Origin of the sequence: Actinopolyspora mortivallis DSM 44261 (assembly GCF_000384035.1) — a bacterium.
Taxonomy (GTDB): Bacteria; Actinomycetota; Actinomycetes; order Mycobacteriales; family Pseudonocardiaceae; genus Actinopolyspora; species Actinopolyspora mortivallis.
This window is the reverse complement of record NZ_KB913024.1, coordinates 2750378-2771452: the sequence shown is the minus strand read 5'-3', so window position 1 is coordinate 2771452 and position 21075 is coordinate 2750378. Positions and strand designations below refer to the sequence as shown.

Genomic DNA, 21075 nt, shown 5'->3' with positions numbered 1-21075 from the left:
CTGGTTCCTTTCCCGGGAAGTAGTGGGGGTCAGTTTTCGGTCTCGGAGTCCGAGTCCGATCCCTTCTCGGCTTTGTGTTTGCGGGCCTGGTCCATGTCGTGGGCCTTCTGGTGGTGGTAGCCCAGCAGGAACATCGCCTGCTGATCGGGCGAGAGGTAGCCGGTCGTGCTACGCCCCGGATCGATCAGCTTGCGGAGCTCGGACAACTTCTGTCCGAGCGCGTTGGCCTTGGCCTTGGTGTCCCCGCGACGCCGCAGTTTGGCCAGCCACGAAGTGGCGAGTTTTTCACCCGCGAGGATGGCCGGGGTCGGATTGCCGATCGCCGAGGACAGGAACCTGTCGCCGAAGGTGGCGTTCAGCTGCCCGTCGCTGGCGTGGTACTGGATCTGTTCGAGATGGGCGAAGATCCTGCCGGACACGTACGGCGTGTCCGTGCGGTTGTCGTCCAGACCTGGTGACATGTGAACCTCCTTGGAAGGATGACGACGCAGCGCCAGCCGCAGCAGCGCTGCTCGCGGAACATCGAGGTGACCGTCCGCGGCGACACGTCCCAGCACGTGGTGCAGCACCGAGGTCGGGAGGGGGCTGCCCCGGAGGCAGGTGCTCAACAGGTCACGCTGCACGTGCTCGGGGCGACGAGCCGAGTTCGAGGTCAGGTCGGCATACGTTCTGCGTTCCGAGTCCCACCTGCCGGTGGCCAGCACCAAGCTCCAGTAGCCGCTGGGCACCTCTCCCGCTTCCCATCGGGAAGTTACGAGAATGTCCTCGTACCACCGGGCGAGGTTGTTCATGACCTCCTCGAGCGGTCTGTCGATCCAGTCGCGGATCACGACCCGCGAGGAATTCCCGCCCAGTGTGACCGAGCAGAACCGGTCCCCGGAGAACTCCTCGGCACGCTTGCCGGCAGCACCGAGCCGCCCGTTGTGCATCCGGCTGATCAACCTGGTGACCGAGTCGGCGTTCGGTCGAGTAGACATCGCAGACAGGAAGTCGTCGTCGGGCTCCCCGAGCGTCCACCACGCCATGGCGCTGTCCTGCCGTGGAAAGCGCACGACGTGCTCGGAGTCGAGCAGGTGGGTGAGGCCGGTGTTGACAGCGTCGCCGCAGTCGAAGCAGATCGGCGTGTTGCGCAGCCCCTTCGTCAGTCCGTAGCCGAACACCATCTCGTTGACGCTGACCAGCGCAGGATCGTTACCCGCTCCAGGGACGAGCCGTTTGGCCAGTTTGCCGGGGATGGTCTCGGCCAACGGGGCGTGATGGCCGCACACCAGACATAGCCCCTCGTTGCCGCCGCTCTTGCGCCTGGCCACTTCCTGCACCCAGAACCGGCGCAGCGACTCGTGCTCGATGATCGGAACCTCGTCCACGGTGATGAGCACGCCCTGCTTCGCGGTGTACGGCTCCTGCGGAACCGCCAGCTCGTCCACTCCGCCGTTGGCGTAGAACTCCCGCACGACACGGGCGGCAGCGTCCGTCTCGGCCGCGCTGTTCGCCCACTCCTCGATGAGCCGCACGAAGGCCTCGTGGCACTGGCGCACCCGTTCGGGGTCGGTATTGTCGTCGCCCCATCCGAGCACGTACTGCACGTCGTCGGCGCCCAGCTGCGGTGCGACGCCGACGGTGCGGGTCACGGCCGGAGTCAGATGTGCCGGGCCGCGCGACTTCCTGTCGTCCGGATCCACGAGGGAAGCGAGTCGGGGCTCGCGGTGGTTGTCGCTGTACAACGCGAGTTGCCAGCGGAACTCACGCCGTCGGTGGAAGGGTTGTGTGGTGGTGTGTTGTTTCGTGTACTCGACCAGTCGTTGTAGCAGCATCACGCCTCCACCGGGACACCCGCGTTGATGCCGGTGCGAGGAATGTGCATCCGGCCGGATTCCAGCCTGGCGGTGAACCAGGAGAACGACGGGGACTTCGCGCCGTAGTGCACGCTGTGCAGCATGATCCCCAGGTCCTCGGTGATCGGCTGCGGTTCGCTGTCGTCCGCGGGGCCGAAGTGCGCGCTGAACTCGCGTGTCCCGAGGTAGGGCTGGTGGAAGCACTGGCCACGTTCCACCCGCCGCCGGAACTGGTCGCGGTAAGCCGCCTCCGGTTTGGTTGCGTGTTCCCGGAGCTCCACGTGGGCGTGGATGCGGTATGCCACGTCGCGTAGGCATATCGAGTTCCGCTGGGTCCGGTTTCCCGGCGAGTCCACCGTGGTTTCGTGCTTGACCGCGTCCTCCAGCATGACCAGGTCGGTGGTCTCGTTGCGTTTCTGGGTGAACTGGTGGATCGGCTCGAGCACGTCGATGGCCACCGGTCGCCAACCGAACTCCGGCTTCCAGAAGATCGCTTCGAGCACACCGATGGCGGCGGTCGGTGTCATCACGGGGTAGGTGACTCGTTCCACCTTGAGCTCCGGACGGGTGAACAGCGCCCCCTGGCCCCAGACCTGAACGGTCAGAGGTGGGGCTCCCTCGGGAGATTTCGGCAGTTCCCGATTCAAAAGACGTTCCTTTCGATCAGGGTCGAGGTGTCGATGCCGTAGGCCGGGTGGTACTCGTGGTCCCACACGTGCAGATCACCGAGTACGGGCCTGCAGAGCGCCTGGATCCCCGGATCCTGCAGGAGTCGACGCGGCAGCGACACGACGTAGGGTTGAAGTTCGCGCAGCAGTGGTCCGCTCCGCTCCGGTTCGCTGAGCAGACGGCTGAGGCGCCGATCGGCCTCGGGGTCGTACTTGATCGCCACCACCGGAACGGTGTCGTCGTCGAGCATCCGGAACGCCAGGGAAGGCTCGCGTGCTTGTCCACCCGCCGGGGATGGTCGCTTCGGTCCTTCCGCCACGGCCTGGAAATCCAGCTTCGAGCGGTTTTCCTGAATCGCGGTGGCCCGGTCGGCGTTTTCCGTGTTGGAACGCCGGTACAGCACCTGGTAGTAGCTGTCCAGGACCTGTAGGTTGTCCGGATCGATCATCGAGCCGTCGGGCTGCGGACCGAAGTACTGGCGCGTGATATCGCTTCCGATCCGGTAGCCAGCGGGCTGCGACATGTCCGAAGCATCGAAGATAATCACCCGTCCGAACTCCGCTCCCTTGCCCTCCCGGTTGGCTCGCCCCGCTGCCTGCTGCAACGAGTCGGCTGGTGCCATGGCGCGGTAGACCACCGGGCTGTCGATGTCCACACCGGCCTCGATGAGCTGCGTGGACACCACGCGGACCGGTTCGCCTGATGCCAGCCGGGCACGCATTCCGTCGAGCTCGGTTTTCAGGTGTGCTCCGCACATCCTGTTCGAGAGGTGGACGATGTTCTCGAGGCCGGACTCCTCCCAGTGTTGGTAGATCTTTCTCGCGTCATCGGTCGTGTTCACGACCAGCAAGACTTGTTCGTGCTCGGCGGCGTGGTCGGCGACCTCCGACAACGTGGGCCGCGGGTCGATCCACCACTCGTAATTCACCCGGCGCATCCGCTCGAACAGTTCGGTCGGGGCGTCGACGATCTCGGGAACTTTCAGGTCCCGCCAGACGTCGAGGGTCTGGAACGAGGGCAGGGTGGCCGAGGTGAGCAGCACGGTCGTTCCGAAGTGTTCCGAGAGGGTGCGCAGCGCATCGAGAATCGGAGTGAGCACGGGCAGCGGCAGGGCCTGCACCTCGTCGAGAATGATCACCGAATCGGCGAGGCGGTGCAGCTTGCGCATCCTGGCGGGCTTGTGGGAGAACAACGAGTCGAACAGCTGCACCGTGGTGGTCACGATGAACGGGCTGTCCCAGTTCTCCGTGGCGTGTCGGTACTGCAGCGCCTGCCGGCCCTCCTCCGGCATGCGGACGGCCGAGTGGTGCTCCAGCACGTTCTCCGCCCCGAGCATTTCCCGGTAGTCGGCCGCGTTCTGAGCGGTGACGGTGGTGAACGGAACCGCCACGATCACCCGCTTCTTGCCGTGCGCGGCCGCGTGGTGCAGCCCGAAACCGGCACTGGTGAGGGTCTTGCCGATCCCGGTCGGGGCGGGCATGCCGTAGATGCCTGTCGGTCCCGTCGCGTGTGAGATCGCCGTGCGGTAGACCTCCTCGCGGACCCGGTTGATCGGGGAGTCCTCGCTGTCCGCGAGTTTCCACTGACGGGCTCGTTCGAAGGTGTCGCGGAGGGCGGACATGTCGGACTCGGGTGAGATCCGTGGTGCCCCGAGACCGTCGAAGTGTGCCGAGGTGTCGAGGTGGTCGGCGTCCACCAGGGCGGAGAACACCAGCCGCATCCCCAGTTCGGCCAGCAGTCGGGAGCCGGCCCACTCCGGTGGAAGCAGTGAGTTCACCGGCAGGTCGAGGAATTCCTTCGCCTCGGGGAGGGCTTCGAGGAAGCGTTTCACCGGCTCGTCGGTGAGGTCACCGTCCTCCGGATCCAACTCCTTCAGCTCTTCCCGGTTGGAGAGTCCGCCGTGGTGGCCGTGGATCGCCATCGCGGCGATACCCGCCGCTGGTTTCAGCAGGTGCGCGCCCAGATCTTTGTGGGGAACGCCGACGGGTTCGTCGGTGCCCTCGACTCGCAGCAGCCTTTCCTGCCACGCGCACCGAGCTTTCCCGCAGTCGTGGAACAGCCCGAGGGCGTGTGCCAACTCGGAGTACCCGAACGGTTCCGCGAACCGGGCGGCCAGCTCCGCGGTGGCACGCGCGTGTTCCGAGAAGCCGTGCCTGTCGCCGTTGACGTTGACGCTGTGTGCGTACACCTCTCACCCCAGTCGGTTACATCACTCACCGGAATCGGTCAGGAACGTATCGCGAGCAACCGACAGCTATTACCCGGCCCCGATCCGGGGGTACCGAAAAGCCGTCGAGTCACTTGGGAACCCCAAGCGTGTCCCGAAACCCCGGGAGGTTCCCAAGTGGATTGCCGGATCTGGTGGGAGAGCCGGTGCTTGGAGGTTGAGGCGCCAAGAAGGTGGTGGGGTGTGCCAATATTGATCGCGTGGTGAACAGAGAGGGGATGTGATTTCGAGGTCATCTCGGGCGAACGGAACGACGACCGCGCCGGCTTCGGAGGTGGAAGCGTGTGCCGACACACCGGGGGGTTCCGAAGCGTTTGTTCGGCGTGTCGGTCACGGGATGGTCACAGCGGCGAGGTGGCTGTTCGGGACGTCCCTGCTCATCTGCCGTGGCGCCAGCCCTGCGGGGCTGGCGAGGATCGCAACTCGATACTCGCGCCACATCTGCGAGTTGAACGGAGTGGCGCCAGCCCTGCGGGGCTGGCGAGGATCGCAACATCCGGTGGGCCGCCGACCGCTGGCCCGGTATCTGGTGGCGCCAGCCCTGCGGGGCTGGCGAACCCGGCCGGCACCACCGGCCCCGAGTTCGATTGCTCCTGCTGATCACCCTGACCACCGCACATACGGCCATTCGAACAGCAGTTCGACATATATGCGAGATCGAACCACCAGTTTCGACCATGAACCGTGCCACAACGCCATCCTGTGACCAGTAGGTATCGGTGCGTAGCGCGGATGCGGCGGGACCGATCAGACCTAGGTTCCGGCAGTGGGAGCGAGAGGGGTGTAGGCGAACTCGCCCGCTTGATCCGATCGGGTGGCCGATCGGATCAACCTGTGTATTTACTGTCCGATGTGGCAACGTCGCGACGGGATCTCCCAGCCGGCTCCGGAGTGCCACCAGAGCCACGACTGCCCGGACGGCGACGAGGCCCTCACCCCGGTCTACGACCAGCCGGTCTCGTGCCGCGGGCGCTTGATCCGGCCGATCGCGCGACGGGAAGGCCAGCCCTACGTGCCAGCCACTGGACGGTGGTCACTCTGGAGCGAGGAAAACGGGGTACCCAACCTGCCGAGCTACCCACCACCGGCAGACGATGAACACCAGGCCGACGATGCGGACGGCAACACGAGCCGCTGAGGTGCTGCAATACAGCTAACCGTTGGTGCTCCCGGGAAACCGGGATCACCAACGGATTCACACGCATCGAGACAGAACGACCCCGGGAAGACGTTCCCGAGAGGTCGTGTGTGAAGAGGATCATGGAGGCTGAATCATCGAGCGCCAGCTCGCTGGTCCTTGCTGCCACAGCGGCTCGTCGGGGTCACTGTTCGGTGTCCCGGTTGCCGCCGAGCAGCTTGTCGCGGGTGAGCAGGTGGACTACCTCCCAGAATCCCACCGCCAGCACGAATACCAGCAGCAACCCCAGCATGTGGATCAGTGGTGGTTGCTGGGACAACTCGGCCACATCTAGCAGTCCGAGCAGCGCCGTCATACCGGCCGCCGAGCCGAACGCGGACACGTGCCGCCGCCGAGCACGTTTCGCCTTAGCCATGTTCCCCTCGTTTGATGTTCACGCGTACACGCGCATGCCGAACATCAGGTGTTCCATTTGATTATGATCCACAGCACGGCAGTAGCGATCGGTTTCCTCAGCTTGTTAGCCATCCACTTCCACGGAATGATGCTCTGAATGCAGCCGCCGACGAGTGCATAGACACGTGACTCCGCTGTGGCCTGCTCGCCTTTGTGGACCAGGTTGATGATCTCGTTGACTCCGGCAGCCCCGAGGCCGCTGATGACACATCGGGCGATGATCGGCAGGGCCGCGGCGACGAACGCGGGCAACGCCATCGGTTCGGCCTCTCCGACATCGGCGGCCTCGCGTCGGGCCTGGTCGTAAGCCTCCTACAGCGTGTTGGCCTGCTGCACGTACTCCTGCTGTGCCTGCTCGTCGTCCGGGAACAGGATCCGTGCGGCTTCCTCCGGGCTTGCCTTTTCGGGAATACTCTCAAGCTTGGAGGACAAACCATCACTCATGATCGGTTACCTCCCCAGATCACACGTACTGAAAACGTCAGTTTCGGGCAGAGCCCCCAGTGAACTCGTGATCACGAGTATGCCAGCCTCTCACGCAACATGGGGTCAAACGGACACATGACCACCAGTGCCAGATATGATGTACGGCACAAGAAGTTCCTGTTCGTCCTGCGTGAGGACGCGCGAGCACGTCCCCTCGCAGGTTCCCCGCCCAGTCCGAGCGGCCCGTTTCCGGGCGAGGACGCCCCCTTCGCAGCGCAGGTCCTCGTCGGGGGTGCCTCTATGGGTTGGGTCAAGGGGGTGTGGGTGGTGGGTGTTTTTGAGCATGGCGTGGAGGACGTCGCAGCGGCGTCGTGCGAGGCAGAGGAGGGCTTGAGTGTGGCGTTTGCCTTGGGCTGTCTTTTTGGCGTAGTAGGCCCGTGAGGGTGGGTGGTGCAGCGAGGCGAACGCGGCCAGGAAGAAGGCCCGTTTGAGCTGCTTGTTGCCGCGTCGGGCGGGGTGTTCGCCGCGGATGGATGAGCCTGAACTGCGGGTGGCGGGAGCGAGTCCGGCGTAGGCGGCCAGGTGGGCGGCGGTGGGGAATTGGCTGGCGTCGCCGACGTCGATGAGGATGCGGGCTGCGGTCGGAGACACCAATGTCGGGCATCGACGTCTCCGACCGTGGAAAGAGGGTGGGCCTGCAGCAGGGCCTCGATCTGGCTTTCCACGTCGCGGCGCTGTTCCAGCACGGTGCGCAGGCTGGCCGCGAGGTTGGGGATGACCAGACCTGCGGCGTCGGTGCCTGCCACGACCACGGTCTGCTCGGCCAGTGCGGTGCAGATTTCTGTGGCGAGACGTTCGGCCATGCGTGGAGCGTGTGGTTGCAGCAGCTCGACCAGGCCGTCGTGCCCGGTATCTTGTAGCGAGGCCGGGGTGTCGTGGTCAGACAGCAGCTTCAGCACGGCGGGGTGGTCCAGGCGCGGCCCCAGGACGCGTTCGAGGTGCGGGTGGATCTGGGTGAGCAGTCCGCGTAGCCGGTTGCGCACCCGGGTGGCCTCGGCGGCGAGGTCATCGTCGTGGCCACACAGCATGCTCAACGCGGCCACGGTTTCGTCATCGGGGGCCAGATCCCGCAGGGTGTGTGCCCGTGGTGCGGGCAGCGTCGGCGATCACCGCCGCATCCCGGGAATCGGTTTTCGCTTCCCCGGGATAGAGGTCGGCGATACGCCGCATGGTCAGACCGGGCAGGGACTGCCACCTGACAGCCGGTGTCACGGGCGATTGCCAGCGGCAGCGCCCCGATGGAGGCGGGCTGGTCGACCACCACCAGCACGGTGCCATGCTTGGCCTGCAGCTTGTCGACGATCGCCCGTAGCTTCGCCTCGTTGTTGGGAAGTCGTTTATCCAGGACCTTCGTGCCGTCCGGGGTGAGGGCACGGGCGTGGTGTTCGCTCTGACCGACATCCAAGCCGACGAAAGCGCCAATCTCGTTGGGCTCGACCACGATGCTTCTGTCCGTCGCAGGTCATTCCGGCCTGCCAGGCGGCACCGTCCAGCCAGCATCCACATGACGCAGAGCCTGCCGCCATACAAGGACGACGCTCCAGCCTCTATCAGCGGTCATGCGGTGCCTGCAGGCCCGGTGACACCACCCCCCGGATCATCCAGGACAGGGGGGGCAAGTCCTGCCGGACCCACAGGCCGGGAGCCCCCTTGCGGGGCCACCACAAGAAGGTAATGGGGGCGCCGCGCTGTCGCTACGGGATCATTCGAAGCGGTTGTTCTTCACCGCGTCCAGGAACGCGGTCCACTGCTGGCGGGTGGTGGTGAAGTACCCGGCCGAGCGGTCCTTGGTATCGCGGACGGCGGCGCCGTCGGCCAGTGACCGGAGCGGACGAGATACCCAGCGTCTCGTCACCTGATCGTGTTCCCGCTATCCTCGGTGCGTACCTCTTCGCGGAGGTTTTGCCCCCGGTCGACGGGCCGGGGGTTCGCGAAGAGGACGACTTCCGCGAAGAGAGGCGATGTCTTGTGACTCGTCATGATGTGCCCCTCGGGGGGCGTATTCGGCGGTTTCGGGACGGGGTGATGACGCAACAGGATCTTGCGACCGCTGCGGGCGTGTCGGTGGACCTGGTGCGCAAACTTGAGCAGGGGCGACGTAACACGGCCAGTGTGGCGAGCTTGCACCAGATCGCCCGAGCGCTGGACGTGCCGCTCGGCGATCTCATCGGCCCGGCACGGATGCCGGAGCAGGCTCCCGCTGAAGGTGTGGCCGCTCTACGATTCGCGGTTGCTAACGTCGATGATCTGACCGGGGAGTCGGAAGCGGGCGAACCGCTGTCCCTGGCCGAAGCCGAGCGGGAGCTCACTTACTTGTGGGGGACTTACTGGTCCGGAAAGTATGACCGGCTGACCGCGCTGCTCCCTCCGGCGTTGGCTTCGCTCCGTGCGACCGCTCGCGCCACGGGATCGCCGCGTGCCTCGGAGTTGGTGGCACAGGGATTCTGGGCAGCCGGCTCCACGCTGATTCACCTGCACCAGTCAGATGCGGCTTACATCGCGCTGCGCCACGCGATTGAACTCGCCGGGTACGGAAATGACCAGCTGCTCGCTGCCGCGCTGCGTGGTTCGATGGCCTGGCAACTACTCACTGCGGGACGGTTCACAGAATCCGAAGCGGTAGCTCTGCGCATGGCCGAACGGGTCGAACCGAGTGGGGAGAGCTTCTTCCCACACTTGTCGACGTATGGCTCTCTGATTGTGACTGCGGCGACCGCTGCCGCTCGCCGTGGCAACCGGGCTCAGGCGCGCTCACTGATCGACACGAGCGCCGAGGTAGCCCACCGGATCGGAGGGGACCGCGACGACTACAACAGCGTTTTCGGACCGTCGCAAGTAGCGATGCAATCGGTCGACGTTAACGTGCAGACCGGCGAGTACGGGCAAGCGCTCGAGTCGGCGCGCATCATGCCGCACAATGCCGCAGGGTTGCCAATCGCGGCCCGTGCCCGTCACCTGACTGACCGAGCGCTCGCCCATTCTCGACTCGGCCACCACGAACAGGCGAGCACACTCGTACTCACTGCCGAGCAGATGGCACCAGAGTGGGCCAAGCGGCAACAGTTGCTCAAGTCAGTCACACGGGACTTGCTACGTGGCAGCCGCACACGAGACCCCCGGCTGCGGAACTTGGCCGACCGATTGAACGTCACCTAATCCGTTCGAGCAGTAGGACGCTGTGTCCTACTACCTACTGATCAAACACGCATAGCGTCGCTTCGGATACTGGAGGTGACGCTATGCACGAACCCGTGGTGGTGGTGCCCGGTGAGCCGGCCGCACACGCGACTGGCGATGTTGCTGGGTCGAGGCCCGTGGATGGGGGACGAGGTCGCCTAGGCCCTCGGCGGCAAACGGTTTCCCACCGAAGATCGGCACGCCCTGGCCGAGGCGTTGGACGAGCTGGCCGCCGCGTTGCGCGAGTACACCGACGAACCGGGCGAGCTGTCCGCCGGGCAGGGCGAGCGGCCCACGGTCGTGGAGACCGGACGGTGAGTGCCGACCGGTCCCGACCCTGTCTCGGAGGGCACGGGTTCCGGCCGTGTCGGCTACCGGGGCACGTGCTCGCTCTGTCCGGCGACCTCGCGGCACCGGGGCCGCACCCGGTGCGGTGCCCTGGCGGTTACCGCCGTGACGGAGATATCTGCCCGGCGAGCGGTCACGGGGCACAGCCCCGCGGGTGGTCGTGTGAGCCGGCGCTGTTGGCCCGTGTGCTGGCCGGGCTGCGCCGCCTGTAACCAGCTCCGTAGAGACCACGGCCCGGTGCCGCGCCTCCACCCGGCATCGGGCCGTCCTGCCCGGCCGGTGCCTGCCCCGACGGCATCGGCCGAGCGTCCACCCCACGACCACGGTTCGGCGACACCGCCCCGGCCGTCGCCGAACCGCACCGCCGGGCCGGTACTCGCCGGTCTGGTGGTATCCACCGCTCCTGTCGGAGCCTGAGACTGGAGCGGTGATCATCCGGCCACACGGCCGATGGACCAACAGGAGGTAGCAATGACAGTGGCTGATCCGCTGGCCCCAGACAGCTCTCAGTTCCCGCTCGCCCGGCCGAGCGGGCTCGCCGAGAACACCGACACCGCTTCACCCGAAGGGGTACGGCCGTGGGGACTGCGAGGCATGCACACCGTGCCGTCCACGGGCCGTGGCCTGCCCTCGGAGTGGCACTACGACCACGAGCGGCAGGTGGCCGTCGACCGCGAGGGGAACTCGTTCCATGATTTGCGGATGGACCCCAGCGCCGACTCGGTCAGTGACGGTGACGAAGGACGAGTCGAAGACTGGATGTACGACTTCGCGCCGGACTTTCCGGGGCCGCCGGCATGACCGTTCTCATCCTGGCTCGTGATCTCGATCCGACTGCGGACGCGATGATAACCGCGCTTTCCGAACGCGGCACGGCGGTGGCTCGGGTGAACACCGGATGGTTTCCCGCGTAGCTCAACCTCTCGGCTGGGCTGCGCCGGGGCCGGTGGTCCGGACACCTGCACACACCTGGTCAACTCGTCTCCCTCGATGACATCCACGCCGTGTGGTACCGCAGCCCCGAGGCGTACCGGATGCCGAGTGAACTGTCCGACGCGGAACGCCACCACGCGTTCCTGGAAGCCAAGTACGGGCTCGGCGGCGTGCTGTCCAGTCTGGACGTGCTGTGGGTCAACCACCCCTCGCGGATGGCCGATGCGGCCTACAAGCCCGTGCAGCTCGTCCGTGCCCAGCAGTGCGGGCTGACGGTGCCGGACACGCTGATCACCAACGAAACAGAGCCGGTGCGCGAGTTCGCCACGGAGCCGACGATCACGAAACTGCTCGGTTCGAACACGATCTCCGAGGACGGCACCCGCAAGGTCTCCTGGTCCCGGCTGCTCGACCAGGCCGAGCTGGACGATCTGCGCGGCATCGAGACCACTACGCACCTGCTGCAACGGTGGGTGCCCAAAGCGTTCGAAACACGGGTGATCGCCATCGGCGGGCAGCTGTTCGCCGCCGCGATCCACGCGGGCAGCACAAGCACCTACGTCGACTGGCGCTCCGACTACGACGCGCTGTCCTACGCACCGATCGAAACTCCCGAACCCGTCGCCACCGGGATCCGGACGCTGCTGGACAGCTTCGGGCTGGTCTACGGCGCGCTGGACTTCGTCGTCACCCCGGACGGTGAGTGGGCCTTCCTGGAAATCAACCCGGGCGGGCAGTATGGCTGGCTCGAAGCCGCCACCGGCCACCCACTGACCAGCACCCTGGCCGACCTACTGAGCAAGGGGCCCTCGTGACCACACACCTCGACACCGACTGGACCTGGCGAGCACGCCGACTCGCCGACGACCTCGAAACCCGCGGCGACCTCACCGACCCGGCGTGGAAAACCGCCGTGGCCGCCGTGCCCCGGCACGTACTCGTTCCCGAAGCACACCAACAGGACAGCACCGGAACCTGGCACCACCTCACCACGGATTCAGCGGAAGGGCTGGACCTGGCCTACTCCCCCACTACCCTGGTCACCCAACTCACCGACCGCAGCACCCACAGGGAATCCACCTCGAGCGGCACCAAACCCGACCTGATCGTGCGGATGCTCGAAACCCTCGACATCCACGACGGACACCGGGTGCTGGCCATCGGCACCGGAACCGGCTACACCACCGCGCTGCTGTCCCACCGGCTCGGCGACCGCAACGTGTGTTCCGTCGACATCGACCCGGAACTGGTCGAGGCCGCCCGCACCCGGTTGGCCAGCCTCGGGTACCACCCCACCCTGGCCGCCCGCGACGGCGCGGACGGGCTGGCCGAGTACGCGCCCTACGAGCGCATCATCGCCACCTGCTCGGTGCCCCGCGTGCCGTGGACCTGGGCCGAGCAGCTCGCCCCCGGCGGGGCCGTGCTCGTCAACGTCAAACCCACCGTCCACGCGGGCAACCTGGTTCTGCTGCACCGGCATCCGGACCGGCTGGAAGGACGCTTCACCGACCGGTGGGTGGCGTTCATGACCATGCGCCACCACACCCACAACCAGGAACCACCCGCACCACGGTCGACCACCGAACCACGGACCCGCAGCACCACCACGCCACCGAGCCCCTGGTGGGACAACCGCGTGGTCTGGCTGCTCGCCCAGGTCCACGGCCTGCCCGACGGCGTCACCGTCGGCATGCGCCTGGACCCACACACTCGGCAACCGGCAGCGGCTACGATGACCGCCCCCGATGGCTCCACCGCCGAGGTGAGCCTCACCGACTCCACCGCCGGCCGCTACGACGTCACCGAAACGGGGCCGACCCCGCTGTGGGAGCCCGTCGAACAGGCTCACCACACCTGGCTTGAGCACGACCAGCCCGACTGGCCCCGCCTCGGCCTCACCGCCACCGCCCACCACCAGTGGCTCTGGATCGACCACCCTGACAGCGCTGTCCACTGGCCGCTGTAACCACGAAAGAAGCGCCCCGAAGAGTCCGGGGCGCTTCGTGTGCGCTGCCTCGACACGGATAACGATGTGCACGGTGACGCCAGCTCTGCGGGGCTGGCGAGGACCGCAACCGGCTCAGTTGGTGCGGTGACTGCCGTGCGTGGGCCGTGGCACGTTGTGGTTTCCGATACGCTTCAACTGGATTGTGTTTCTCTGTTTGCCAGGAGCAATCGTGAGCAATGAATTGCGTGACGACATCGCGGCTGCGAAGAGTCGGATGGCGGCCAGTTTCGGCTCTGGTCGTGAGGTCAAGAAGCTTGAAAGTTACCTGTGGGAGGGCGAGCGCGTCGACATGTTGTCGAGCGGCAGCTACGGCCCGGGGATGGGGCTGGTTGCGCTGACAGACAGGCGTCTGCTGTTCCTCAAAGATGGTTGGACCTCGCAGACGATCGAGGACTTCCCACTTGGCAAGATTTCGTCGGTGCAGTGGTCGGCGGGACTGATGTTCGGATCGCTGACCGTATACGCCTCGGGCAACAAGGCCGAGATCAAACAGGTCGAGAAGGACAACGGAAAGATGATTTCCGACGCTATCCGCCAACGTCTCTCGGCGGATGAATCCACTTCGACTTCTGCTGCTCCTGCAGCTTCCCAGCCGAGCAGCGATCCGTATGAGCAGCTGAAAAAGCTTGGGGAGCTGCGCGAGCAGGGCGTGCTCTCCGAAGAGGAGTTCGCCGCCAAGAAGAGCGAGATCATGAACCGCCTGTGACGTGCGAAAGCGCTGGTCTGGACCGAGAGGCGCTGCGAGCGTACACGTATCCTTGTCGGTGATCATTATTCCGCACAACGAACAGCCGGTTGTCCGACTATGATGCGCGTGGCGCCAGCTCTGCGGGGCTGGCGAGGACCGCAACCGGCTCGCTGGTCAGCGATCCGGCTACTGGTACTGACTGCCGCTGCTTTCCGAACCAAAAGTGATTCCCACAGCGGGAAAGTATTGTTAAGATCGCAGGTCACGAAGTGTGCTTCCCGCAGGCGCGGGGATGGTCCCAACTTGTGAGAACAGGTATGAAATCTGCTAATGTGCTTCCCGCAGGCGCGGGGATGGTCCGGCATATTCCCTAATTAATCGTATTAAGGGTGAGTGCTCCCCGCAGGCGCGGGGATGGTCCCCATCGTAGCCATTTAACACCTCACGTGTAATCGTGCTCCCCGCAGGCGCGGGGATGGTCCCCATGATGTGCGGAGTGCCAGCTAGCCTGAACAGTGCTCCCTGCAGGCGCGGGGATGGTCCGTACTGGATGTCTCCGTCAATCATGACGATGACGTGCTCCCCGCAGGCGCGGGGCCGTGCTGGGCCGGTTTTAGGCAAAATCGGGTCACGCACCCCCGCGTAGGCGGGGCTCGGTGGTTGGGGAGGGGAAGTGTGTGGCGACACGCCGGGAGGTTCCCAAGCCTCTGCTCGGCGTGTCGGTCACGGATCGGTCACAGCCGGGGTGTGGATATCCCGGACATCCCTGCTCATCTGCCGTGGCGCCAGCCCTTCGGGGCTGGCGAGGATCGCAACGCACTTTTGCCGAGCATGTCGGCGACGACTTGGTCGGGTGGCGCCAGCCCTTCGGGGCTGGCGAGGATCGCAACGAGCCCGACCCGGTATCCCGAACGGCCCCCGGATACGGGTGGCGCCAGCCCTTCGGGGCTGGCGAGGATCGCAACCAGCGGCTGGGCAGGATCTTCCGGAAGCTGCGGCAGGTGGCGCCAGCCCTTCGGGGCTGGCGAGGATCGCAACGACGCCGAGCCCGAGCTGTCGGACGTGATCGCGGCCGTGGCGCCAGCCCTTCGGGGCTGGCGAAGATCGAAGGGGTTCGTGTCGAACACGCTGGTTCGGGAAGTCGTTGACTCCGTGGACGAGCTCCCTGCCCGGGGACAACAGTGATTCTCACAGCGGGAAAGTGCTGTTAAGATCGCAGGTCACCGTGCTCCCCGCAGGCGTGGGGATGGATCTCTCCGAAGGGACCGGTGGAACCCGGCGGTTCAGGCCGCCGGACTCGACGGCCTGACTCCGCATGACCCACGTCACGCGTATGTCTCGTGGCTGCTCCGGCGGGGTGTGACGGTCGAGCAGGTTTCGGAGCTGCTCGGGCACTCGACGATCACGATGACCCAGCGGTACGCCCACCTCGCCGACACCCAGTGGGACGCCGTTCGTGGGGCACTGAGTGGGGCAGGATTCGAAGGGGAGGGGCACTCGCACCACGATGGTGCCCCACATCTGCCCCACGTGGCCGATGACGACGATCACGGCAAGGTCGTCGATCTGGCCTCCCGTCGCAGGTCAACGGGATAATGGTGGTGGCGCCCCCGGCAGGATTCGAACCTGCGACCTAGAGATTAGAAGTCTCTTGCTCTATCCGTCTGAGCTACGAGGGCTCGACGACCCGTCTCCGCACCTGCCGGTGCGTAGCGCGTCGCACGGGGAGACTATCGCTCGTGGGCGGGTCGCGGGGAACCCACACGGCCGGTGTTGCCGAGACGCTATCGAACGGCAAGCGGATCATAATCGGACGCGGCCGGTTCCCCGCGTCCGGATCGCTTCCCGGCACGACTTCGGGTGCTTCCCCGAGGCTCTGACCAGCCATTGTAGTACATCTCGATTAACGTGAACTCGATCTGCATTCTTTCGTGTTCGCTGTGCTTGCTGTATCGATTCGTAATCTAACGGTGTTCGTGTCCGTTGGGAGCGACGCCCGTTCCGCCTCGCGAAGTTGTCCACAACCACGGCAGTTGTGCACAGACAGTGAGAAAGCTATCGCTTCCCGCGTTCTCCGACGGCAGGCTGTGATCAGCGCCGTTCGGCGCGGCAACCGTAGTTCGATCGGAAGGTGGAACTCGTGTACGAGACGACAGTCACCCTCGTGGGAGAAGTCCTCAGCGTGCCGAAGTCGCGGCAGACCCGCAGCGGCAACCAGGTGGTGAGCTTCCGCATGGTCAGTATCGCCCGTCGTTTCGACCGGACCAGCCGTCGCTGGGTGGACGGGGACCGTGTCTACGCCACGGTCCACTGTTGGAAGGAACTCGCCCAGGGAGTGCTGAGTTCGTTGGACAAGAAGGACCCCGTGGTGGTGACCGGAAAGCTGCGAACCAGGGAGTACGAGGTCGAGGGACAGCGCCGCGTCACCGCGGAGGTGGAGGCCAGCGCCGTGGGGCTCGACGTGCTCTACGACATCCGCGCCGGTGAGGACTCGACCGAGACCTCGAAGGAGACCTCGAAGGAGGACGAGACCTCGAACGAGGAGGAGGCTCTGCCGTACCATCTGCGGGCCGTCAACATCGTCGGTTCCGGCACGGATGAGCGGACCCGTCATCCGGTGGGCGCCTGAGGAGTTCCCCACCAGCGGAATTCGCCGGCCCCCGGGGCGGTGAGGTGTGCGTTCGCCCGTTGCTCGGGCGAGCGCACACCGTGCGGATGGCAGTGCAGACGCCACGCGCGGACACATCTACGATCGGAGATATGGCCGAGTTCATCTACACCATGAAGAACGTGCGCAAAACGCACGGAGACAAGGTAATACTGGAGAACGCCACGCTCCAGTTCTACCCCGGCGCCAAGATCGGTGTGGTGGGGCCGAACGGGGCCGGTAAGTCGAGCGTGTTGCGCATCATGGCCGGACTCGACCACCCGAACAACGGTGAGGCCTTCCTGTCACCCGGTTACAGCGTGGGCATTCTCCAGCAGGAGCCCCCGCTCAACGAGGAGAAAACCGTCCTCGGCAACGTCGAGGAGGGCGTCGGCGAGATCAAGCAGAAGCTGAACCGTTTCAACACGATCGCCGAGCAGCTCGCCACCGACTACACCGACGAGCTCATGGAGGAGATGGGCAAGCTCCAGGAGGAGCTCGACCACGCCGAGGCCTGGGAGCTGGACTCCCAGCTCGAACAGGCCATGGACGCGCTGCGCTGTCCGCCGGCCGACGCGGAGGTTCGTTACCTCTCCGGCGGGGAACGCCGCAGGGTCGCCCTGTGCAAGCTGCTGCTGAGCAGGCCCGACCTCTTGTTGCTCGACGAGCCCACCAACCACCTGGACGCGGAGAGCGTGCAGTGGCTGGAGCAGTTCCTGTCCAACTACTCCGGTGCCGTGCTCGCCGTGACCCACGACCGCTACTTCCTTGACAACGTGGCGGGATGGATCCTGGAGCTGGACCGCGGCAACACCTACCCCTACGAGGGCAACTACTCGACCTACCTGCAGAAGAAGTCCGAGCGACTGGCCGTGCAGGGCAGGCGGGACGCCAAGCTCCAGAAACGGCTCAAGGACGAACTCGAGTGGGTGCGGTCGAACACCAAGGCGCGCCAGAAGAAGTCGCGTTCCCGTCTGGAGCGCTACGAGGAGATGGCCGCCGAGGCGGAGAAGACCCGAAAGATGGATTTCGAGGAGATCCAGATCCCGCCGGGGCCCAGGTTGGGTAACTTGGTCGTCGAGGCGAACGAGATGAGCAAGGGCTTCGGGGACAATCTCTTGATCGACCGGCTGTCTTTCACGCTGCCGCCCAACGGCATCATCGGCGTGGTCGGGCCCAACGGAGTCGGCAAGACGACCCTGTTCAAAACCATCGTCGGTCTCGAACAGCCGGACAGCGGCGAAGTCCGGGTCGGGGACACGGTCAAGCTCAGTTATGTGGACCAGAACCGTGCGGGCATCGACCCGGACAAGAGTGTCTGGGAGGTCGTGTCCGACGGGCTGGACCACATCCAGGTGGGCCAGGTGGAGATGCCCTCGCGGGCCTACGTGAGCGCGTTCGGGTTCAAAGGTGCTGACCAGCAGAAACCAGCCGGAGTGCTGTCCGGCGGTGAACGCAACAGGTTGAATCTGGCGTTGACTCTCAAGCAGGGTGGGAACACGCTGCTGTTGGACGAGCCGACCAACGACCTGGATGTGGAGACGTTGTCCTCGCTGGAGAACGCGTTGCAGGAGTTCCCCGGCTGCGCCGTGGTCATCTCCCACGACCGCTGGTTCCTGGACCGGGTGGCCACCCACATCCTCGCCTGGGAGGGCGACGAAGAGAATCCGGCCAAGTGGTTCTGGTTCGAAGGTAACTTCGAGGGATACGAAAAGAACAAGATCGACCGGTTGGGCGTCGAGGCCGCGCGTCCGCACCGGGTGACCCACCGCAAACTCACACGCGGCTGAGATCGGAGAGTCGTCTTGGCGAGGGAGCGCGGTTCGCGGGCGAGCAGGCCTGGCCAGGAGCTGTTGGAATCCGCCTGGCAGTGGCGCTGGCGGGTTCCGGAACTGGCTCTGCTGCTCGGAAACCGCGCTGCCTCGTGGGCGCGAGAGAACGGTGATCCCGAACAGCGTCTCCACGCCGAGTACGTGGCGCTGTTCGCCGCCAACAGGTTGGGACACGCGGTCGCCGAGACCGAACGCGCACTCGGCGTGTTCCGGGAGGCGGAACGGATCGGGTCCGGTGAACTGCTCGACCGGCTACGGATCGAACTCGCCCACTGCGCGCGTGGCAGCGGTAGCTACGACGTGGCCAGCCGGGTGCTGGACCCCCTGCTGGAGAAGGAGGACGTGCCTCCGCGCCTGCGAGCCCACGCGTTGGTGGAGTTCTGCGGCTCGCTTCCGATGCACCGCCGTTCCGCCGAACGACTCAGGGCCCTGGACGAGGCGGACCGGCTGTACGCGGCGGAGTCCGAGCACCACCGGGACCTGGTGGGACTACTGCGAGCCAGGGTCGACATGGCCCGGGCGGGCCACCACCGGGGGCACGGCGAGTTCACCGTGGCGATCGACGCGGCGCTGCGTGGCATGGAGTACCTGCGGCGGCTCGGTGACTCCGCGATCGACAGCGGTGGTGTGCGGGCCGGGCTGGTGCTCGAACAGACCCAGGGGCTGCTCGAACTGGGGAGAACAGCGGAAGCTGTTCGTTGCTCCGAGGAGCTGTTGCACCAACCTCCCCGGGCCGCCGCGGCCACTCCCGTGGGATGGCTGCGACTGGCACTGGCCACGAGAGTTCACCTCCCCGCCGGACGGAGACGAACGGCGGTGGAGTCCCTGCACGAGGCGCTGGACGGGGCGCGCAAACACGAGCTGTTCGACGTACAGACCGCGACCCTCAACGTGCTGGCGAACCTGCACGAGGCCGCCTCCGAGCTTCCGGAAGCCCTGCGCTGCCTGCGTGAGGCCTACTCGGTCGATCACCGGTACCGCAGGACACTCGAGCACGCCCGTCTGCGTTTGCTCGAGGAGTTCCCGGCCCAGCGGTTCCAGGGGGCTGCCGTTCCCCGGCAACAGTCGGTGGGGGAGGTCCGCTCCCCCGGCGGAGGGGACACGGGTGCGGCCCTGCACCGGACTCCCGAGGTCCCCAGCCCGAACACAGCCGCGAACGAGGACACCGGCGAAGCCGCTCGGAGACTGCTGGACGCTCTGGTGAGACGGTCGGAAGAGTCCGAGCCCGGGGAGAGCCCCACCGGCCTTTCCGTCCCGGAGACGTCACGGGGCCGGGAGCACGGGGAGTCCCCCGCGCGGGTGGCGGCCGAGGACACGGCCGGCACCTCGAACCGGGGGGAACGTCGTACTCGCGCGGCGGCTGGCGCGAAAGGCGGCGGAAGACGGCGCAGGGAGGCCGAACCCTCCGTCCCACCCCAGCCGGGCACGTCCACACCCTCGGCGACGGCGGCAGGGGAAACCAAGCACGGCTCGGACGAGGCTGCTTCGACACCGAGCGGTGTCTCGTACCTGGTCGGTGGTCGGGACACTCCCGCAGGCCTCGGAGAGCAGGCCACGGGGGAGGGCCAGCCGGCGGACTTCCCCACGACGGAGTCGGATCCCACCCCACGGAGCCACGGAGTCTCCGCCTCGGGGGTCGACTACGGGTGGCACTTCGCCGCTCCCAGGGAGGATCCTTCGGGGGAGACCTCACTGATTTCCACCTTCCCCGGTTCCGAGAGCGGTTCGGCCGACACGACGACCGTGTTGCCGGTGCTGCCATCCGAGCCGGAAACCGCCGACACCTCACCGGAGGTGTCGTCTCCGCCCTCGGAGGATCTCCGAGGGCTCACCGGTCGGACTCCGGGCGGAGACCCTCCCTTCCGGCAGGAGACTCCCGTGCTGGGACAACACCACACGCCCCGAAACTCCACAGCGGCCTCCGAGGAGGAACACCGCGCGGAGCAACACGAGGAGGCCTCCTCGGGACGCCGTTCCCACGGGCGTTCTCTCGCCGAGATCAAAGCCGCTATCGAGGCCGAGCAGCAGGGCGGGCGTTCGGCTCGTGACAGCGGACCGGAGACATTCCGCTCCGGCGGTCGCAGACGGCGTGCCGCCTCCGAGGACGACTCGGCGGAACAGTCCACCGGGTCCACTGCGGGCCCCTCTCCGGAGAAGACGGACCACGGGAGTCCCCGAGGGGCCGTTTCCGAGGAGCTGTTGGAACAGAGCCGCGAACTGATCAGGGATCTTCCCGGGGTCGAGGCCGCGAGCGAGCGGGTCGACGGCACCGACCAGTCGGGGCTGGCGGACCTGTTGGCCGAGGCGTTGGTCGCCTACCAGCACGGACGCCAGGAAACCAGCAGACACGACACGACGGGTGCGACTTCCCACACCTCCACGGTCGGAGACGGTGAGTCCGTCTCCGGGGAACGGAAGCCTCCGTTCGACCGGTCCGCCACGGACGCACACGATGCTTCCCCGAGTGACGTGCCGGGAAGGGAAGGACGCGCACACAGACGCCACGCGGTGGGGGAGGAGGGCTCCGACGGCAGCCGGACCTGGACCCCCCAGGTTCGTTGAACGTTCACCGAGCTCTGCTCGAGGCCGTCCCCACAGCGAGTCGCACAGCCTCTAGGGTGGTTCGTGTTG

At 66.2% G+C, this 21075-nt stretch carries 15 protein-coding genes, 1 tRNA gene and 2 pseudogenes; 9 read left to right on the top strand and 9 right to left on the bottom strand.

The features are described from left to right. Positions 1-29: 29 nt before the first annotated feature. The 8 genes and pseudogenes from cas8c to ACTMO_RS22440 all read right to left on the bottom strand — a co-directional run bounded on the left by cas8c (position 30) and on the right by ACTMO_RS22440 (position 8666). Positions 30-1814: a type I-C CRISPR-associated protein Cas8c/Csd1 gene (gene cas8c, locus ACTMO_RS0113045; RefSeq protein WP_019855135.1), complete on the bottom strand. Its 1785-nt coding sequence runs from the start codon at positions 1812-1814 to the stop codon at positions 30-32. After that, on the bottom strand, positions 1814-2482 hold the full coding sequence (cas5c, locus tag ACTMO_RS0113040) for a type I-C CRISPR-associated protein Cas5c (RefSeq protein WP_019855134.1): 669 nt from the start codon (positions 2480-2482) through the stop codon (positions 1814-1816). The genes cas8c and cas5c overlap by 1 nt, the downstream gene beginning before the upstream one ends. Beyond that, the gene (locus ACTMO_RS21020) at positions 2479-4692 is read right to left on the bottom strand and encodes a CRISPR-associated helicase/endonuclease Cas3 (RefSeq protein ID WP_019855133.1); all 2214 of its coding nucleotides are present in this window, start codon (positions 4690-4692) and stop codon (positions 2479-2481) included. Before ACTMO_RS21020 ends, cas5c begins: the two co-directional genes overlap by 4 nt. A 1361-nt stretch (positions 4693-6053) precedes the next feature. Next, the gene (locus ACTMO_RS0113030) at positions 6054-6284 is read right to left on the bottom strand and encodes a hypothetical protein (protein WP_157062879.1); all 231 of its coding nucleotides are present in this window, start codon (positions 6282-6284) and stop codon (positions 6054-6056) included. 44 nt (positions 6285-6328) lie between these two features. Beyond that, positions 6329-6583 (bottom strand): hypothetical protein, encoded by a 255-nt coding sequence (locus ACTMO_RS0113025; RefSeq protein WP_019855131.1) that lies wholly within the window; start codon positions 6581-6583, stop codon positions 6329-6331. 54 nt (positions 6584-6637) lie between these two features. Continuing rightward, positions 6638-6769, bottom strand: coding sequence for a hypothetical protein (locus ACTMO_RS23935; protein ID WP_019855130.1), 132 nt, complete (start codon positions 6767-6769; stop codon positions 6638-6640). Between the two features lie 315 nt (positions 6770-7084). Beyond that, a pseudogene (locus tag ACTMO_RS22445) lies at positions 7085-8252 on the bottom strand (IS110 family RNA-guided transposase); the annotation flags it as partial. A 261-nt stretch (positions 8253-8513) separates the two neighbouring features. Then, the gene (locus tag ACTMO_RS22440; protein ID WP_019855127.1) at positions 8514-8666 is read right to left on the bottom strand and encodes a DUF397 domain-containing protein; all 153 of its coding nucleotides are present in this window, start codon (positions 8664-8666) and stop codon (positions 8514-8516) included. A 113-nt stretch (positions 8667-8779) separates the two neighbouring features. Here ACTMO_RS22440 and ACTMO_RS0112995 point away from each other — a divergent pair, with 113 nt between their 5' ends. The 6 genes and pseudogenes from ACTMO_RS0112995 to ACTMO_RS22435 all read left to right on the top strand — a co-directional run bounded on the left by ACTMO_RS0112995 (position 8780) and on the right by ACTMO_RS22435 (position 15561). Continuing rightward, the gene (locus ACTMO_RS0112995; RefSeq protein WP_342670109.1) at positions 8780-9967 is read left to right on the top strand and encodes a helix-turn-helix domain-containing protein; all 1188 of its coding nucleotides are present in this window, start codon (positions 8780-8782) and stop codon (positions 9965-9967) included. A gap of 840 nt (positions 9968-10807) precedes the next feature. Continuing rightward, a complete protein-coding gene (tgmA, locus tag ACTMO_RS0112985; RefSeq protein ID WP_019855123.1) occupies positions 10808-11137 on the top strand; it encodes a putative ATP-grasp-modified RiPP in 330 nt (109 codons plus the stop codon). A gap of 128 nt (positions 11138-11265) precedes the next feature. Continuing rightward, positions 11266-12084 (top strand): annotated as a pseudogene (locus ACTMO_RS21720) (MvdC/MvdD family ATP grasp protein); the annotation flags it as partial. Then, the gene (locus ACTMO_RS0112975) at positions 12081-13235 is read left to right on the top strand and encodes a methyltransferase domain-containing protein (RefSeq protein ID WP_019855121.1); all 1155 of its coding nucleotides are present in this window, start codon (positions 12081-12083) and stop codon (positions 13233-13235) included. The pseudogene ACTMO_RS21720 and the gene ACTMO_RS0112975, both read left to right, overlap by 4 nt. Before the next feature lie 211 nt (positions 13236-13446). Next, positions 13447-13983 (top strand): PH domain-containing protein, encoded by a 537-nt coding sequence (locus tag ACTMO_RS0112970; protein WP_033401542.1) that lies wholly within the window; start codon positions 13447-13449, stop codon positions 13981-13983. 1194 nt (positions 13984-15177) lie between these two features. After that, entirely contained in the window at positions 15178-15561 is a 384-nt protein-coding gene (locus ACTMO_RS22435) for a tyrosine-type recombinase/integrase (RefSeq protein ID WP_084792127.1), read from the top strand. A 6-nt stretch (positions 15562-15567) separates the two neighbouring features. On the opposite strand, the gene ACTMO_RS0112960 is transcribed toward ACTMO_RS22435, so the two are convergent. Next, positions 15568-15644: transfer RNA gene (locus ACTMO_RS0112960), tRNA-Arg, on the bottom strand. A 461-nt stretch (positions 15645-16105) separates the two neighbouring features. Between ACTMO_RS0112960 and ACTMO_RS0112955 the strand changes: the two genes are divergently transcribed. From ACTMO_RS0112955 to ACTMO_RS0112945, 3 genes are all read left to right on the top strand, one after another. Then, entirely contained in the window at positions 16106-16594 is a 489-nt protein-coding gene (locus tag ACTMO_RS0112955; RefSeq protein WP_026449195.1) for a single-stranded DNA-binding protein, read from the top strand. 131 nt (positions 16595-16725) lie between these two features. After that, positions 16726-18402, top strand: coding sequence for an energy-dependent translational throttle protein EttA (ettA, locus tag ACTMO_RS0112950; protein WP_019855117.1), 1677 nt, complete (start codon positions 16726-16728; stop codon positions 18400-18402). Positions 18403-18417: 15 nt separating this feature from the next. Beyond that, complete coding sequence (locus tag ACTMO_RS0112945) at positions 18418-21006, top strand: tetratricopeptide repeat protein (protein WP_157062877.1); 2589 nt, start codon at positions 18418-18420, stop codon at positions 21004-21006. Positions 21007-21075 lie beyond the last annotated feature (69 nt).